Origin of the sequence: Paenibacillus sp. FJAT-27812, assembly GCF_001273905.1 — a bacterium.
Taxonomy (GTDB): domain Bacteria; phylum Bacillota; class Bacilli; order Paenibacillales; family Paenibacillaceae; genus Pristimantibacillus.
Map to the genome: position 1 here is coordinate 3,655,119 of NZ_LIGH01000001.1, position 16,641 is coordinate 3,671,759.

The 16,641-nt window shown below is 48.8% G+C and carries 13 protein-coding genes; 9 read left to right on the plus strand and 4 right to left on the minus strand.

What is annotated here, in order from left to right; genetic code table 11:
* The 7 genes from ADU23_RS32160 to ADU23_RS15475 form a co-directional block, all read left to right on the plus strand.
* Positions 1 to 174 (plus strand): IS3 family transposase (locus tag ADU23_RS32160; RefSeq protein ID WP_157266115.1); only part of this gene is annotated, 174 nt, incomplete at its 5' end.
* A gap of 190 nt (positions 175 to 364) precedes the next feature.
* Positions 365 to 1,891: a leucyl aminopeptidase gene (locus tag ADU23_RS15450; protein ID WP_053374544.1), complete on the plus strand. Its 1,527-nt coding sequence runs from the start codon at positions 365 to 367 to the stop codon at positions 1,889 to 1,891.
* A 453-nt stretch (positions 1,892 to 2,344) separates the two neighbouring features.
* Positions 2,345 to 3,052, plus strand: a complete 708-nt coding sequence (locus ADU23_RS15455) for a DNA alkylation repair protein (RefSeq protein ID WP_053374545.1) — start codon at positions 2,345 to 2,347, stop codon at positions 3,050 to 3,052.
* A 146-nt stretch (positions 3,053 to 3,198) separates the two neighbouring features.
* Complete coding sequence (locus tag ADU23_RS15460) at positions 3,199 to 4,167, plus strand: acetylxylan esterase (protein ID WP_053374546.1); 969 nt, start codon at positions 3,199 to 3,201, stop codon at positions 4,165 to 4,167.
* Between the two features lie 319 nt (positions 4,168 to 4,486).
* Positions 4,487 to 7,402 carry a 2-oxoglutarate dehydrogenase E1 component gene (locus ADU23_RS15465; protein WP_053374547.1) on the plus strand — a complete coding sequence of 972 codons (2,916 nt, stop codon included), beginning with the start codon at positions 4,487 to 4,489 and terminating at the stop codon, positions 7,400 to 7,402.
* A 6-nt stretch (positions 7,403 to 7,408) separates the two neighbouring features.
* Positions 7,409 to 8,617, plus strand: a complete 1,209-nt coding sequence (gene odhB, locus ADU23_RS15470; protein WP_053374548.1) for a 2-oxoglutarate dehydrogenase complex dihydrolipoyllysine-residue succinyltransferase — start codon at positions 7,409 to 7,411, stop codon at positions 8,615 to 8,617.
* 303 nt (positions 8,618 to 8,920) lie between these two features.
* Positions 8,921 to 9,568, plus strand: coding sequence for a helix-turn-helix transcriptional regulator (locus ADU23_RS15475; protein WP_053374549.1), 648 nt, complete (start codon positions 8,921 to 8,923; stop codon positions 9,566 to 9,568).
* A 37-nt stretch (positions 9,569 to 9,605) separates the two neighbouring features.
* On the opposite strand, the gene ADU23_RS15480 is transcribed toward ADU23_RS15475, so the two are convergent.
* A complete protein-coding gene (locus ADU23_RS15480; RefSeq protein WP_053374550.1) occupies positions 9,606 to 10,604 on the minus strand; it encodes an NAD(P)/FAD-dependent oxidoreductase in 999 nt (332 codons plus the stop codon).
* A 244-nt stretch (positions 10,605 to 10,848) separates the two neighbouring features.
* Between ADU23_RS15480 and ADU23_RS15485 the strand changes: the two genes are divergently transcribed.
* Entirely contained in the window at positions 10,849 to 12,687 is a 1,839-nt protein-coding gene (locus ADU23_RS15485) for a PAS domain-containing protein (RefSeq protein ID WP_197286070.1), read from the plus strand.
* Here the strand turns inward: ADU23_RS15485 and ADU23_RS15490 are convergent.
* The 3 genes from ADU23_RS15490 to ADU23_RS15500 all read right to left on the minus strand — a co-directional run bounded on the left by ADU23_RS15490 (position 12,682) and on the right by ADU23_RS15500 (position 15,340).
* Entirely contained in the window at positions 12,682 to 13,902 is a 1,221-nt protein-coding gene (locus ADU23_RS15490; RefSeq protein ID WP_053374552.1) for an MFS transporter, read from the minus strand. The genes ADU23_RS15485 and ADU23_RS15490 overlap by 6 nt on opposite strands.
* Before the next feature lie 54 nt (positions 13,903 to 13,956).
* Positions 13,957 to 14,385: a MarR family winged helix-turn-helix transcriptional regulator gene (locus tag ADU23_RS15495; RefSeq protein WP_053374553.1), complete on the minus strand. Its 429-nt coding sequence runs from the start codon at positions 14,383 to 14,385 to the stop codon at positions 13,957 to 13,959.
* A 97-nt stretch (positions 14,386 to 14,482) separates the two neighbouring features.
* Entirely contained in the window at positions 14,483 to 15,340 is an 858-nt protein-coding gene (locus tag ADU23_RS15500; RefSeq protein ID WP_053374554.1) for a helix-turn-helix transcriptional regulator, read from the minus strand.
* Between the two features lie 173 nt (positions 15,341 to 15,513).
* On the opposite strand from ADU23_RS15500, the gene ADU23_RS15505 reads away from it, so the two are divergent.
* A complete protein-coding gene (locus ADU23_RS15505) occupies positions 15,514 to 16,641 on the plus strand; it encodes a Gfo/Idh/MocA family protein (protein WP_053374555.1) in 1,128 nt (375 codons plus the stop codon).

The window sequence follows — 16,641 nt, forward strand, 5'->3', positions numbered from 1 at the left end:
GAGAGCTTCTTCTCGCATTTGAAGACAGAAGCACTCTACCCTTATGATATTCGATCTGTAGAAGAAGCACAAAGCCGAATTGAAGAATATATACACTTTTACAACAACAAGCGTCCGCAAAGAAAACTAAACAAGCTGGCTCCGATTCAGTACCGGCTCCAGCTTGTTAGGTAGGGTCTTTTATTCAGTGTCCGCTATATGGGGTCTTGACCATAGCGGAGGGGGCTTTTTGCTTTATCGCTTTATTATAAACATGGAAAAGTCGCAGGACGTTCGGTATAATGAGTTTGAAAAACGTGTTGATTGTATCAATTAAGCAAGATACATACATGGATATATCGACTAAGAAAGCGAGGGAATACAAATGAGTGTTCAATTCACATATGGGGTTCGCGGTACAGAACAAGCGGCTAATGATGCAGTCATTCGTTTTGTCAGCAAGAAAGAGCTTATTCAAGGAGGAACGGCTGTACCGATCGTACAGCCGCAAATCGATGAAGCGCTAAGAGGGCTGAATGCGAAAGGATTGTTTAAGGCTGAGCCGGAGCAAACCGAGATCATCGCAACGCTAGGCCTTTATCCGGCAGCCTACATCGTATTTGTTGGGCTTGAGCAGGATGGCGGGGCTACAAGTCTGCGCCTTGCGGCAGCGGCAGCAGCCAAAGCGCTCAAAAAACTGCGTGCTGAAACGGTTCAGGTGCTGCTTTCAGAATCGCTGCTCTCGTGTACTGCTAATGCTAAGCTTGGAGCCGATCGTACGGCGCAAGCGCTGACCGAGGGTCTGCTGCTCGCGCTTCATGCGCGCGAGCCGCTGAAGCGCGAGCAGAACGAGCGCTTTTCGCTGAAGGAGGTCGCTTTTGTGCCTCAGGGAACAGCTATAACCGAAGGAGACGCCGAATTATGGAAGCAAGGTATCGCCAAAGGCAAGCTGTTTGCCGAAGGCGTTCACTTAGCCCGCGATTTGACCAACTTGCCAGGTAATGACCTAACGCCTGAGCGCCTTGCTTATCATGCGGAAGAGATGGCCAGAGAGCTTGATTTAGAGATTGAAGTCATCGACGAGTGGAGTGCGGCTGAGCAGCGAATGGGCGGCTTGTTAGGCGTAGGCCAAGGCAGCATAAATCCGCCTCGCATGATCGTTATTCATTATAAGGGAGATCCAAGCACGGAAGAGGCTTGGGGGCTGATCGGCAAGGGCATTACGTTTGATACAGGCGGCATCTCCCTGAAGAGAGCCGAAGGCATGCAGGAAATGATCTCCGATATGGGCGGAGCGGCTGCTGTGCTTGGAGCGATGCGCGTTATTGGCGAGCTGAAGCCTGCCATCAACGTAATCGCGGTCATTCCAACTGCTGAAAATATGCCTTCTGACCGCGCGATTAAGCCAGGCGACGTGCTTCGCATGATGAGCGGCCATACGGTTGAGGTCGTAAATACCGATGCCGAGGGCAGACTGGTGCTGGCCGATGGTCTAACGACCGCCATTACAAGGGGCGCGACCCGTTTGGTAGACGTGGCTACGCTCACTGGCGCAGTTTCGGTAGCGCTTGGTAGTCAAGCAACGGGCGCTGTGACCAATAATGATCAGCTATTCAAACAGGTACAGTCGGCATCGGAACGTTCGGGCGAGAGAATATGGCAGCTGCCGTCTTATCCGGAATATAAGAAGCAAATCAGAAGCGATGCGGCTGATCTGAAAAACAGCGGAGGCAGAGAAGCGGGTACGATTACCGGCGGGCTGTTTATCGGACATTTTGCAGAGGGACTGCCTTGGGTGCATCTTGATATTGGCGGAACGGCTTGGCTCGAATCAAGCAGAGGCTGGGAGCCTAAAGGCGCTACCGGCGTCATGGTTAGAACCCTAATTGAATTGATCATCGATCAAGAGTAAGCAGAGTGGAAAGGGTTAGTATGCTTAAGGATATCCTGCTGCCTAGGCGGAGATTGCCCGAACAGCGGCATGGCTTGCATACGGCTGTTATCCTGCAACTATTATCGGAAATTTACTGGGGGTCCGCTGCTTGCAGCGTACCTCCTCTATTTGGGCGCTAAATCGGATGCAATCGGCATAGCGCTTGCTTGCGTTACCGGCTTTTGCTAACCTTGTCCAGCTCATGATTGCTTTTTATATGCATCGCTTTGAGATTTCCGTGCCTTATTCTCATACGTCATGCTCGATATTGTTAAACGGAACTACACATGGGTAACGGTTATACAACGATACAGATGATCGTAATGATGATCAGTGATTATTACTGGTGTAATTGAAACAGCAAATATGCGACGCGGACGCTGCTTAGAGGGCGCTTCCGATCATTGCAGCCGCGAGCAGGAGGACAAGCCTATGACTTATGAAGAGGTAATGCAGGAGCTTGAGCGTCTTGGAACTGAACAAACAAAGATGACCTTTATCCGGCACGGCGCGATGGAGCCGATCTTCGGCGTGAAAATCGGCGATTTGAAAAAGCTTGTTAAATATGTGAAGAAGGATCAAGAGCTGGCGCACAAGCTGTATGACTCCGGAAACAGCGACGCCATGTATTTGGCCGGACTTACGGTCAATCCAAAAACGGTAGCGAAGGAAACGCTCCAGCAGTGGGTGAAACAAGCCCATTGGTACGCGACTGCCGAATTTTCGGTAGCAGGGGTAGCTGCTGAGAGCGCTTATGCTCATGAGCTTGCGATGGAGTGGCTACATTCATCCGAGGAAATGATCGCGACCTGCGGCTGGAGCACCTATGCGAATTATATTTCGCTGACACCCGATGAACAGCTGGATTTGGATGAAATCCGGGAGCTGTTGAAGCGGGTTCAGCATACGATCCATTCGGAGCAGAACCGCGTTCGATATACGATGAACAGCTTCGTCATGGCAGTTGGCATTTACATCGAGGAGCTTCGCGAGGATGCATTGGCAGCCGCTGCAAGCATCGGCAAGGTGCATGTTGATATGGGCAAGACGGCATGCAAAGTTCCTATGGCAGATGCATATATCAACAAGGCTGTATCCATGGGCAAGGCGGGCATTAGAAAAAAAACCTGTATTTGCTAATGGGCATGCAATGCTGCTCGAAGCGGAATTAGATATGGATGAAAAAAGCTCTTTCTTTTGCATATCGATTGCGAAGAAAGGTTTTTTTTTTGAGCGAAAATGAGGAGCAGGAACGAAAATACGCAACGGAATAGGGGTATACTGAGATGAATGCAATTAATCGTCGCAAAAAGGATTGGTTAGCGTATAATCCACCAGCAACCATTGGCTCGGACGAGCTGGACAAGTACTGGCTGAATACGTTGTCCCGTTATGAACAGAAGCCGCTCGAAATCGCTAGAGAAACGCTGGATACTCCTATTACGTCGGTAAGGACTGAGCGATTAACGTACAAAGGCAGCGACGATACGCTGATTCATGGCTTGTATATCGTTCCGAGGCAGGAACAAGGCTTGGGAGGGAAGAAGCTTCCTTGCGTCGTTATCTATCAGGGCTACACAAATGACAAAGGACTGCCGGAGCGTTATGCAGCTTGGCTTCTGCTTGGGTATGCTGTATTCGCAGTCGATGCGCGCGGACAAGGCGGAGAAACCGGCAATTTGCTAACCGCAAGCGAAGGTGCGGTAAAAGGCTGGGTTTCGCAGGGGATCGCAAGTATCGAGCAAAGCTATTACCTTGCTATATCGATGGACGCAGTAAGAGCGGTCGATGTGGCTGCCCTTCAGCCAGAGGTGGATGATACCCGAATAGCTGTTGTAGGCGCAAGCCAAGGCGGCGGCTTGGCGCTGCTTGCTGCCGCGCTTAATCCGAAAGTAAGCGCGGTTGTGTCTGATATTCCGAACATGTGCCATATGGATTACGGCATCATGCATTCAACAGGCTCGCTTGCCGAAATTGCCCATTATATTAAGCGGTATCCGGAACGATTGGTTACCGTGCTGACGACGCTTGCCCATTTCGATTTATTAAATTTGGCTGAGCGCATCAAAGCGCCTGTCTTGCTATCAGTCGGCTGGAAGGACACCGTTTGTCTGCCGGAGACGGTTTACGCCGTATATAATCGGATTCGTTCTCATAAACAGCTGAATGACTACCCATTTTCAGGCCATGAAGTGAGCGAATATCAGACTCGGTCGGCTATTCTATTTTTGCAGGAAGCGTTCACAAGGCTGTAGCCTTCGGATTCCATGGCTTCTGGATGCTCTATCCAATTGATGCTCGCTTGATTGTCCGAGAACGACAATCAATGCTTTAAATGGATGATATCAATGCCAATAAGGTCATGGAAGGTGAGCGTACTATGTACTAAAATATAAGGGAGCTATTAAGAGGTGTCCAAAAGACAGCTACGAATGATGGTATCTTATAATTACCATGCACATAAGAGCAATTTGGAGACGGTTTGAGCAAGTGCAAGTTGGCGGGCATGTATGGCGAGCTTCGCCTTAGAAAATAATAGGATGGCAATGAATAGAGAGGGTGGAATTTTCTGCAATGAGCAACCATGATGAGCGTAATTATTCGCCTTGGCAAAGCTACTATGGCCCCAATCTTGGGTATGTGCAGGAGCAGTACGAACGTTTCTTAACCGATCCTGATTCCGTTGAGTCAACGGTTCGTGAGCTGTTTGAACGTTTTGGAGCACCGCCGGCTGTATCAATTGGAGCAACACCGAGCACATCGGCTAAGCCAAGCGAGCAAAAGGCTGCATCAACTGCAGCGGCGCCTGGTCCGATTGATTCAAATATGTTGAAGAAGGTTGTGGCTGCACATCAGCTTATGCTGAACATACGCAGATACGGCCATTTAGCTGCGGATATAGACCCGCTCGGCCTTAGCCCTGCAGCAGACACGAAGCTGCTTGAGCCAGAGACCTTTGGGCTTACGAAAGAAGATTTGGCCGCTATTCCAGCTTCGCTTATTTGGGATAATGCGCCGGCATCGATCTCAAATGGCTGGGAAGCTATTAGCCGCTTGAGAGAAATTTATACCCGTTCGGCGGCGTATGAATTTACACATATTCATGATGAGAACGAACGGAACTGGCTTAACAAGCAAGCGGAATCGGGAAGCTTCCCAGCGCCGCTGTCAGCTAGAGAGCGTTCGGCTCTGCTTGAACGTCTTATGGAAGTTGAATATTTCGAGAACTTCCTTCACCGTACATTCGTTGGACAAAAACGCTTCTCGATCGAAGGCGTTGATATGCTCGTGCCTGTTCTGGACGAAATCGTCCGTGCAGTCGCGCATGACGGAGCAAATAACATTCTAATGGGCATGGCGCATCGCGGTCGTCTTAACGTTCTGACGCATGTGCTTGGCAAGCCTTATGAGAAGATTTTCTCTGAGTTCCACCATGCGCCAAACAAAGAGCTTATCCCGTCTGAAGGGTCCATGGGCCTTAACTACGGCTGGACTGGCGACGTGAAATACCACTTGGGCGCAGACCGGGCCGTGAAGGAAGGCGAAACGATTCGTGCGAATCTTACCCTTGCCAACAACCCGAGTCACCTTGAATTCGTAAATCCGGTTGTCGAAGGCTTCACGCGCGCCGCGCAAGAAGATCGCAGCAAGCCGGGTATGCCGGAGCAGGATCCGTCAAAAGCGGTTACGATCTGCGTTCACGGCGACGCAGCATTCATCGGCGAAGGGATCGTTGCCGAGACGCTTAACTTCAATAAGCTGGAAGGCTACCACAATGGCGGTACTTTGCACATTATTGCGAATAACCGACTTGGTTTTACAACGAACAGCATCGATTCGCGTTCGACTCATTACGCAAGTGATTTGGCGAAAGGCTTCGATATTCCAATCGTGCACGTAAATGCGGATGAGCCGGAAGCATGTTTGGCGGCAGTACGCCTCGCGTGTGAATACCGTCTCCGCTACAATAAAGGATTTGTTATCGATTTGATTGGCTACCGCCGTTTCGGTCATAATGAAATGGATGATCCGGATGTAACGCAGCCGCTCATGTACTCGAAGGTTCGCAGCCACCCAACCGTAAGCGTGCTTTACAGCGAGCAGTTGAAAGGCGAGAAAGCGATCACGGATGCGCAAATTGAGGAGCTTCGCGGACGTACGAACGGCAAGCTGCAAGCAGCCTACGATGCGATGAAAGCAAACGAAGGCAAACCGCAAATCCGCGGCGAGCAGCAGAAGTCGGTGCTTCCAACTGGCGAAGAGGCTCGTACGGCAGTGCCGCTTGAGACGCTTCGCGACATTAACCTGGAGCTGCTTAACCGTCCGGAAGGCTTCACGGAATATACGAAGCTTCAACGGATTTTGCAGCGCAGAGCTTCTGCCTTGAACGATGGCGAGAAAGTGGATTGGGCGCATGCAGAGACGCTTGCATTCGCAACGATTCTCGCAGACGGTACGCCAATTCGTCTAAGCGGCCAGGATTCAGAGCGCGGAACGTTCGCGCATCGCCATATCATGCTTAATGATAACGCGAATGCAGCTAAGTTCTCACCGCTGCATATGCTGCCGCAAGCGAAAGCATCCTTTGCTGTTCATAACAGCCCGTTGTCGGAAACGGCAGTGCTAGGCTTTGAATATGGCTATAACGTATTTGCTCCTGAAACGTTTGTGATTTGGGAAGCGCAGTACGGTGACTTCGCTAACGTTGCACAAGTTATCTTTGACCAATTCATCTCGGCTGGCCGTGCAAAATGGTCGCAAAAATCAGGCATCACGATTTTGCTTCCGCATGGCTATGAAGGCCAAGGTCCGGAGCATTCCAGCGCAAGGCTGGAACGTTTCCTTCAACTATCTGCTGACAACAACTGGACGGTTGCGAACTTAACATCGTCCGCTCAATACTTCCACTTGCTGCGTAAGCAAGCATCGCTGCTAGGCACAGAGCAGGTGCGTCCGCTCGTTCTTATGGCGCCTAAGAGCTTGATCCGTAATCCGCGCGTCGCATCCCACGGCGTTGAATTCAGCGAAGGCTCCTTCAAGCCGGTGCTGCCGCAATTCAGCCTAACGGAGCCGAAGGAACAGAAGGATAAAGTGAAACGGCTTCTGCTTTGCACAGGTAAGGTTGCTATTGATATCGAAGAGGCGCTTTCATCTACAAACGCTGAGGATTACGAGTGGCTGCGCGTTGCGAGAGTGGAGCAGCTGTATCCGTTCCCTCACGCAGAGATCGAGCGCATCGTGAAGCAATTCGACAAGCTGGAAGAAATTATATGGGTACAAGAAGAGCCGCAAAACATGGGCTCGTGGAGCTTCATGGAGCCGCGTTTGCGTGCGCTGGCACCTAAGAAGGCAGCCGTTCGTTATGTGGGCAGACCTGATCGCTCGAGTACAGCAAGCGGACACCAAGAGGTACATGCCGCTGAACAAAAATGGATTATTTCGACAGCTTTGAACGGCAAACCAGTTGAAACAAGTTTGATTAGGGGGTAATGACTAATGGCTGAAATTATAGTACCAGAATTAGGCGAGTCCATATCTGAAGGAACAATTACGAAATGGTTCGTGAAGGAAGGCGACTCCGTTAGTCAGGGAGATGTCCTGCTAGAGCTTGAAACGGATAAAGTTAACATTGAAATTAGCGCTGACAACAGCGGCGTTGTATCCCGCATTGCGAAGCAAGACGGAGACGTTGTACTTGTAGGCGAAGCAATCGGTTCGATCGGAGAAGCAGCGGGCGGCGCGTCCGCACCGGCAGCAGTGCCGGCAGCTCAAGTGGCAGCGCCAGCTGCGCCTGCGGCTCAGCCAGCTGCGCCTGCGGCTCAGCCGTCGGCTCCTGCAAGCGATAGCGCAGCAATCAATGCTTCACCAGCAGCTCGCAAGCGTGCTCGTGAGCAAGGCATTGATCTATCCGCGCCAGGACAAGCTCCTGCACCAGCGGTAGCAACACCGGTTAAATCCGCTCCGCTTACACAAGCTGAACCAGCTAGTGCAAGCAAAGATGCGAAACCGACAGAGCGCAAACGGATGTCCCGTCGCCGGGTTACGATTGCAAACCGCCTAGTTGAAGCACAACGTACGGCAGCGATGCTGACAACTTTCAACGAAGTGGATATGACTGCGATTCTTGACTTGCGCAAACGCCGCAAACAAGCGTTTTTCGAGAAAAATGATGTGAATCTAGGATTTATGTCGTTCTTCACGAAAGCGGTAGTTGGCGCGCTGAAAGCTTTCCCACTTCTTAATGCGGAAATCGACGGCGAAGACATTATTACGAAAAAATTCTTTGATATCGGCATTGCCGTATCTGCTAAAGAAGGCCTTGTTGTACCGGTCGTTCGTGATGCAGATCGTCTAAGCTTTGCTGAGATCGAGAAAAACATCGTTGAGCTTGCCGGCAAAGCAAGATCGAACACACTTGCGATCTCTGATCTGCAAGGCGGCAGCTTCACAATTACGAATGGCGGCGTATTCGGCTCCTTGCTGTCTACACCAATTCTTAACGCGCCGCAAGTTGGTATTCTCGGCATGCACAAAATTCAAATCCGTCCGGTAGCGATCGATGAGACCCGTATGGAAAACCGTCCGATGATGTACATCGCATTGTCATACGATCACCGTATCGTAGACGGCAGCGAAGCTGTTCGTTTCCTCGTGATGGTCAAAGCGCTTCTTGAAGATCCAGAAGCACTTCTTCTTGAAGGCTAATCATAGATAGTTCAATAAGAGCCGCTCTTGAAGTAGAGAAATCTACTTTAGGGGCGGTTTTTTTGGCTGCGGTTAAAATAGTGTCGAAAAATAATCGGAAGATCGATTTTGGACAAGGAGATGTATCCTCTCGCAACCGGTATTTTTCGGTATGTGGTATGCTCCTACGCGACTAGCGTTGGTCTGTTTTCTTTATAAAAATAGCGGCTGCTTGGAGACATTGTTTTTAGAAAGTGTTATTATTGCAGTATTCTTCTTTAGCAAGCGACGCACAAAATGGTCATTATCGGAAGGTGATTAGAAATGGCTGCTATAGGTCAAGGCCAGCTATCAACAAGAGAATACATTGTTCAGCTACTAAAAACGAAGGGCAGCCTAAGCATCAAGGATCTGACTGAAGAATTAGGCATAACAGTCATGGCTGTCAGACGTCATATACAATTGTTGGAGAAAGAGAAACTTATATCGTCCGAAACGGTGAGGCAATCGATGGGCAGGCCGACGGCGGTATATCGCTTAACGGAGCATGCCGGGAGCTTATTCCCGCATAAATATCATTCATTAACGCTGGAGTTATTGGACGAGCTCTCCGATCAATTTGGCAAATCGGCTGTAGAATCGCTCTTCGAAGGGCGTAAAAATAAAATGGCTCATAAATATGACCAAAGCATGTTAGGCAAAGGACTTACGGATCGGGTTTTGGCGCTTGCCGAAATTCAGAACGAAAACGGTTATATGGTCGAATGGGAAAAAATCAATGACGATGAATTTATAATTAAGGAAAACAATTGTCCAATCGAGCAAGTCGCGACCAAATACCAGCATGCATGCCAATGCGAGCTGCAATTGTTTCAATCGCTGCTTGGCGATGCAGAGGTGGCGAGGACGGAGTGTCTGGCCAAGGGCGGGCAGCGATGCACTTATTCTATCAAAAAGAAAAAAGAACAGTGATCAGCCGTCTAAGGCCGCTCACTGTTCTTTTTATTCGTTAGCGCTTCATGCTGCTGCTATGTCCCGGCGAGAGCTTGGCGGCAGGATCCAAATAAACCTTGGCATTGTTGATGGCGGTAGGCGCTTCTCCGAAGCCAACGGCGATAAGCTTTAGTTTTCCCGGATAGCTTGTAATATCTCCCGCTGCAAAGATGCCCGCAATATTCGTCTCCATTCGGGTATCCACCAGGATGGACCCGTTCTCAATGTTTAATCCCCATTCTGTAATGGGACCAAGCGAGGAGACAAATCCAAAATTCACGATAAGAGCGTCACAAGCAAGCTTTGTTTTTTCGCCTGATTTGACATCCGTAATCGTAATCTCTTCTATTTGCTCTTCTCCATGCAGCTCGGTTATTTCCGCGGGCGTTACGACCTTCACCTTGGATTTCAACAAATTTACTACGCTGTGCTCATGCGCCCGAAACTTGTCGCGCCTGTGAATCAGCGTCACTTCTTTTGCAATTGGCTCAAGCATGAGCGCCCAGTCGACAGCGGAATCGCCGCCGCCATTGATGACGACCCTTTTTCCTTCGTAAAGCGATAAGTCCTTTATAAAATAGTTCAAATTGGCATGCTCGTATCGTTTGGCTTCGGGAAGCTCCAATCGACGCGGCTCGAAAGCGCCAACTCCACCGGTTATAATAACAGATTTGCTGTAATGGACCGCTTTATCGGTAACGATCACAAAGTGATGCTCTTCTTTTTTGATCACTTGAAGCACTTTTTGCTCAAGGCATACCTGTACGGGAAAATGGTTCATCTGCTCATCCAGCTGCTCGACAAGCTGCTGTGCGGTCACTTTCGGGAATCCAGCTACATCGTATATGTATTTCTCTGGATATAAAGCGGCAAGCTGCCCGCCAAGCTGAGGCATGCTGTCTATGATTTTTACGCTTGCTTGACGCATGCCCGCATAAAACGCGGCAAACATCCCAGCGGGACCGCCGCCAATAATGGTGATGTCCGTAAATGTATTTGAGGATTCATTCGTCACTGAAGTTTCTCTCCCTTGATAATTATATATATTATATAAAAATATATAATAAATGTACCTTATGGGCAAGAACGTGTCAATGAGCGGCGTGAATGCTGCATTTTCATGGGGGAAGGAAAAACGCAATTGCAACTATTAAAATTCTATTCTATTTAAATTGGGGGGTGCAGCAGGAAGCAGGCTAGCGATGTTGAAAGTAAACAATCAGACGAAGCTATTTGCTTGGATGAGGTGGGAAACCTATATGAAAATAGTTGGAGTAGGCGAGCAATTAAAAGAGAGTGAAGAAAGATACCAGCATCTCGTCGATATGCTTCCAGACGGGCTTATCGTTTTGTTGAAGGGTGAGATTGTTTTTGCCAACCGTGCATTTCGAAGCATGATCGGTGCGAGCAACGATAACGATATCATCACCAATCACATGAGCAAGTTTGTTCATCCCGATTTTTTGGAGCAGTTTAATGCAAACATTAACTTTTTGATACGAGAAGACAACCCATCTAATTTTATATATTACAAGCTGCTCCGACTCGATCTAGAGATCGTAGAGGTGGAGCTCAGAGCGGTAGCGGTAAAATTTGACGGTATGCCGGCCGTTCAGCTTATCATTCATGACATATCCGACCAGATCAGGATGGAAGCATCCCTGCATGAGAAGGATTATATGTACAAAAGCTTGATGGAAAACGTCGTGGCAGGCGTATTTGTAGGACAAAAGCATAAAGTCGTCTACGCGAATCCGTATTTGGCCGAGCTGTATGGGTATACAGAGGAGGAGCTGCTTACGCTCTCGCCTTTTGATTTGGTGTCAAAGGAAGATATTATTCAAATTACAAATGATGTTCTGGATGGCATGATGAACGGAATCGATCAATTTCCTCTCAAATTAAAAGGCACCAAGAAAGACGGAAGCATCATCTATTTGGAAGGGAACAGCTCGATTATTATGTTTAACGGACATCCTTCCTTGCTCGGCACCTTGCAGGACGTTACCTTTAAGCGTGACAAGGAAAAAACGCTGAGCGACAGCGCAAAGCTCTATCAGAAAATAATTAAATTTGTTCCCGAACCCATCATGCTGAGCGATCAAGGCACGATTCTTTATGTGAATAGGCTGGCGATGCAGGTAATGGGAATAAGCGATACCGCACATATTATTGGCAAAAGCTTGCTTGAGTTGATCCATCCATACGGGCATGATACGCTCTTGGAAACGATGGAGAATATAACGTTTTCGGATGATCCGACGCCGTTTCAAGAACGAGTGATTATAAGGCCGGATGGGCAGCATATCGATGTGGAGCTATCAAGCATCCGAATTAACAATTACTTGGGCAAGGATGTTATGCTCACCGTCATTCGTGATTTGACAGACCGCAAACGCTCGGAGGAGTTGCTAATTCGTTCGGAAAAGCTGTCGGCAATCGGACAGCTTGCGGCAGGCGTGGCTCATGAAATACGCAACCCCTTGACGGCGCTTAAAGGCTTTACTCAGCTGCTCAGCGCAAAATATCCGGAGACGCCGCATTATTTTACGATTATGGCGAATGAAATAGACCGGATAACACTGATCGTAAATGAGTTTATGACGTTAGCGAAGCCTCATTTTACGCAGTTTAATTACGAGCCGCTTGAGCCTATTTTGCAGAGCGTTATTTCGATATTGGAGACGCAGGCGATATTGTTAAATGTGGAGCTGAAGGTTGTTTACGATCAAACGAGGCCATCGGTCTATGGGAACGTGGATCAGCTCAAGCAGGTATTTTTGAATATTATTAAAAATGCGTTAGAAGCGATGCCGCAGGGCGGCGTGGTAGCTTTGTCGGTTATGACGATGGAGGACGGCTACGTCCATATTCGGATAAAGGATGAGGGCTCAGGCATACCGGAGGAATTAATCAAGAGAATTGGTGAGCCTTTCTTAACGACGAAGGAGAAGGGGACTGGGCTTGGCATTATGATCAGCACGCGCATTATTGAAGCGCACAAGGGTACGCTTCAACTTAGCAGTGCTCCCAATGAAGGGACAGTCGTCGAGATTACATTGCCCGTTCAGAACAACCATTTGGAGCTGAATTTATGATACATAGGCCTCTTCGCTGGCTGCATTCGTCAACCGTTTGCGCTTGTGATGAAGCGTGAAATAGATGATCGATGAAGAGGCGATAATAATAGCGCAGAAAATATACATCACTCTGTAGCCATAGCTGGATGCAAGTGATCCAAGCGTATAAGAGCCTATGCCGTATCCAAGATCAAACAGCAGGTAGAAGGTTGCCGTGGCGAGTCCTCTGCGGTGAGCAGGGGCAGCAAGTACCGCAATCGTCTGGAAGCAAGGCAGCAATGCCCCGTACCCAAGGCCGATAACAGCACCAGAGACGAGCAGCAGCACTGGCGAGCTGGCTTGGCTGAGCAGAAGCATGCCAATCGTGAATATGGCAATGCTAGGATAGACGATAACATGCTCGCCTACGCGGTCGAGCAATTTGCCGACAATCGGACGCGGCAAAACAATCATGATGCCGAAGCAAACGAAGAAATAGCTGGCATATTGATCAATGGCCTGTTCGTGAGCATAGACGGACATAAAGGTAACTAAGCCGCTATAGGCGAACGCGACAACAAATCCGCTAAACGCAATCGGAACGGCTTTTTTCTCGATAAGATCACGCCAATGCAGCTTGCTTTTGGATTTTTTTGGTTGAACCTCTGCGGCAGCAGGTACCTGCTTGTCAGCCTTGCGCCTAGTTGAAGCGCCAAGCACAAATGCGATCAGCGAGCAAACCGCGCATAAAGCGAACATAGCGGTAAAGCCGCCATGCGTCGTTATCGTTAATCCGACAAAAGGCCCGATGACCATTGCGAGGCTCATGAACAAGCTGAAGTAACTAATGCCTTCTCCTTTGCGATGCTCAGGGATGATGCCGATCGCGGTCGTATTGGTGGAAGTGGTAGCAATCGCGAAGGTGCCTCCGTGAAAAAAGCGGACAAGCAAAAGCATGGCATAGCCAAAAACGCCTAAGTATGCCATCGAAAATAATAAAAATAACAATAAGGAAATGACGACGATCTTATGCTCGCCATATTTGGACATAAGCTGTCCGGCAAAGGGACGAAGCAGCACGGAGGCGATGACGAATACGGTCATGGACAAGCCTGCTTGCGTATCAGAACCGCCGAGTCCGTTCGTCACATATACCGACAACGCGGTCGCCAGCGTATAAAAGGAGAAAAATAGAAAAAAGCTGCTTAAGCATATTTTTATGAAGTCAGCGCTCCATAATTTATTGGTGTTCATTAGGTGTTCCCCTCTCAGTTGGCAGCGTTGCAATGGGTTTATGAAGCCGGGAGCTTACATGGGCTGCTCCACGTTGTTTTTAATTTTAGCCATGAAGCTCATAAATGCTTGAATTTCTTCTTCGCTAATATCCTTAAGCATCTGCGTCACTAAAAAAGCCTCGATCGGCGCGAGCGCATGAGCGTTCGTTCTGCCATTTTGGGTTAAGTAGAGAAGCTGTGATCTCCGATCTCCCGGATTTGCTACGCGCCTTACGAGCTCTTTGCGCTCCAGCTGATCCACTAATCTCGTTATGTTGGCAGGATCTTTATCGGTGCGATGTGCCAAATCTTTATGCGTAATGCCGTCATGCTCATCTAGGCACATAAGCAGCGACCATTGCTCAGGCGTAACGTCGTGCTCTTGAAAAAGCTGCTGCAGCTTATGGTTTAGCTTGCGTCCCGTATTGCTGATGACATAGCCTACGGACTGTTTGAATTCCACTTGCGATCACCTGCTCCATTCATTTAGTTGATATAACAATAATACGCCTATCAACTAAATGGGTCAACTGCTCCAATCGAAAATTTCCAATTGGAGTTTATTGCTGGCCAGCGGAAAGCAGTTGATGCTGCTTGCGATATTGTTCGGGTGTCAATTCGGTATGCAGCTTAAAGGCGCGGCTGAAATGAGAGGGATGTTTGAAGCCGACCTCGTATCCGACCTCGGTTATCGGCTTGCCGCTGTCAATGAGATCGATTTTGGCTTGATAGATTCTGCGCAGCATGAGAAACTGGAAGATCGTGCTGCCGGTAACCTCTTTAAACGTTTTGGCCAAATAAAATTTGCTTAAATGAAGCTCCGTTTGAATGCCCTCAAGCGTGATATCCTCGCCGTAATGAAGCTCAATGTAGGAGATGATCGCCTGCACATGCTGCTCCTTGGAGGAGGGGAATGTAGGTTTTTCATTAAGCGGCTTCTGGCAATGCTGATTGATCAATATTAACAAGTCGAGCATCCTTGCCTGAAAACGCTGCTGCGAAAAGGGATCCTGCTGATCGTATAATTGGCCTAGCTTGAGGAGGATTTCCTCAACCTCGGCCTTCTCCGAGCCGCGCAGCTGCAGTCTGACGTTTTGAAGCTTCTGGAAGGGCTCCAGCAGGTCGGCAGCAAACAGAGGCTGAATAAATTGTTTGAAATAAAAGGGGTCAAAGTGGAGGATCGAGCGGACATATTCCTCGCTTGGGTCGACATTTGCCCGGTGCAGCGTCATTCCGTGCATGAGCAGCAGATCGCCTGGCTCAAGAACGTGAATGCGGTCATTAATCAGATAATTGACCTTCCCGGCATGAAAATAATAAATTTCATAATGAAAATGGGTATGGTATGGAATTTGAGCGCTAAAGTCTGAGCTTGTACCCATCGTGTAAGGCAAGCTAATTTGGTGCTGCGTGCTCATCATTTTGCCTCCCCTTGTAAATACCCTCATTATACACCAACCACAGTCAAATAAAAGCGCAAACAGGATAATGCGAATGAAGCCGGCGTGAGCTTGAAGTGCTACGATGAAAGCAGGTTCAAATGAGTGGGAAAAGCAGTTAATAAACTTTCAAATAAAGGGGCGGCATTCGAATGCAGATCGTTCGTTTAGGTATTATTGGGCTTGGAAATATGGGCAAGGGGCATATCGGATACTTACTTAAGGGTGAGGTAAGCGGCGTTGAAGTTACCGCTGTAAGCGACAGCTTGCAGCCTAATCTGCAATGGGCCAAAGAAAAGCTAGGCGATCAAGTAGGCTTGTATGCCGATCCGTATGAAATGATGGATTCCGGCTTGATTGACGGCGTTCTAATCGCTACGCCGCATTACTCGCATCCAGAGCTTGCAATCGCTTCCTTTCAGCGCGGCCTGCATGTGCTTTGCGAGAAGCCGGCTGGCGTCTACACGAAGCAGGTCCGTCAGATGAACGAGGCGGGAAGCAAGGCAAATGTGAAATTCAGCATGATGTACAACCAACGGACAAATCCGTTATATGTGAAGCTGAAGGAACTGATTGATGCCGGAGAGCTTGGCGAGGTAAAACGGACCAACTGGATTATTACGAACTGGTACCGCTCACAAAGCTATTATGATTCCGGGACTTGGCGCGCGACATGGGCTGGCGAAGGCGGCGGCGTGCTGCTCAATCAGGATCCGCATCAGCTTGACCTGTGGCAGTGGACGATCAGCATGATGCCAAAACGCGTCCGTGCATTCTGTTATTTCGGCAAGCATCGCAATATCGAGGTTGAGGATGACGTGACCGCTTTCGTAGAATACGAAAATGGCGCAACTGGCGTATTCGTTACGACAACAGGCGAAGCGCCGGGCACGAACAGGCTCGAAATAAGCGGTGATCGCGGCAAAATCGTAATCGAAAATAATACGTTAACCTTTTGGCGGCTGCGCGTGTCTGAGTCTGAATTTAATAAAAGCTTTACCGGCGGCTTCGGGGAGCCGGAATGCTGGAAATGCGAGATTCCGGTTAAAGGCAGCTATCCTGATCATAAAGGGATTACGCAAAACTGGGTAAATGCGATTTTGTTTGACGAAGCATTGATCGCTCCAGGCGAGGAAGGCATTAAAGGGCTGATGCTTTCCAATGCGATGCTTCTCTCTACTTGGACCGATAATTGGGTTGACCTTCCGATTGACGAAGAGCTGTTCCATCAGCATTTGCAAGAGCGGATTTCAAATTCATCTTATCAGAAGGAGGACTAA

Coding starts and splice junctions, on each gene's coding strand:
- ADU23_RS15450 (WP_053374544.1), top strand. CDS start 365: ATGAGTGTTCAATTCACATATGGGGTTCGCGGTACAGAACAAGCGGCT.
- ADU23_RS15490 (WP_053374552.1), bottom strand. CDS start 13,902: ATGAACACCAATAAATTATGGAGCGCTGACTTCATAAAAATATGCTTA.
- ADU23_RS15455 (WP_053374545.1), top strand. CDS start 2,345: ATGACTTATGAAGAGGTAATGCAGGAGCTTGAGCGTCTTGGAACTGAA.
- odhB (WP_053374548.1), top strand. CDS start 7,409: ATGGCTGAAATTATAGTACCAGAATTAGGCGAGTCCATATCTGAAGGA.
- ADU23_RS15475 (WP_053374549.1), top strand. CDS start 8,921: ATGGCTGCTATAGGTCAAGGCCAGCTATCAACAAGAGAATACATTGTT.
- ADU23_RS15465 (WP_053374547.1), top strand. CDS start 4,487: ATGAGCAACCATGATGAGCGTAATTATTCGCCTTGGCAAAGCTACTAT.
- ADU23_RS15505 (WP_053374555.1), top strand. CDS start 15,514: ATGCAGATCGTTCGTTTAGGTATTATTGGGCTTGGAAATATGGGCAAG.
- ADU23_RS15460 (WP_053374546.1), top strand. CDS start 3,199: ATGAATGCAATTAATCGTCGCAAAAAGGATTGGTTAGCGTATAATCCA.
- ADU23_RS15485 (WP_197286070.1), top strand. CDS start 10,849: ATGAAAATAGTTGGAGTAGGCGAGCAATTAAAAGAGAGTGAAGAAAGA.
- ADU23_RS15500 (WP_053374554.1), bottom strand. CDS start 15,340: ATGAGCACGCAGCACCAAATTAGCTTGCCTTACACGATGGGTACAAGC.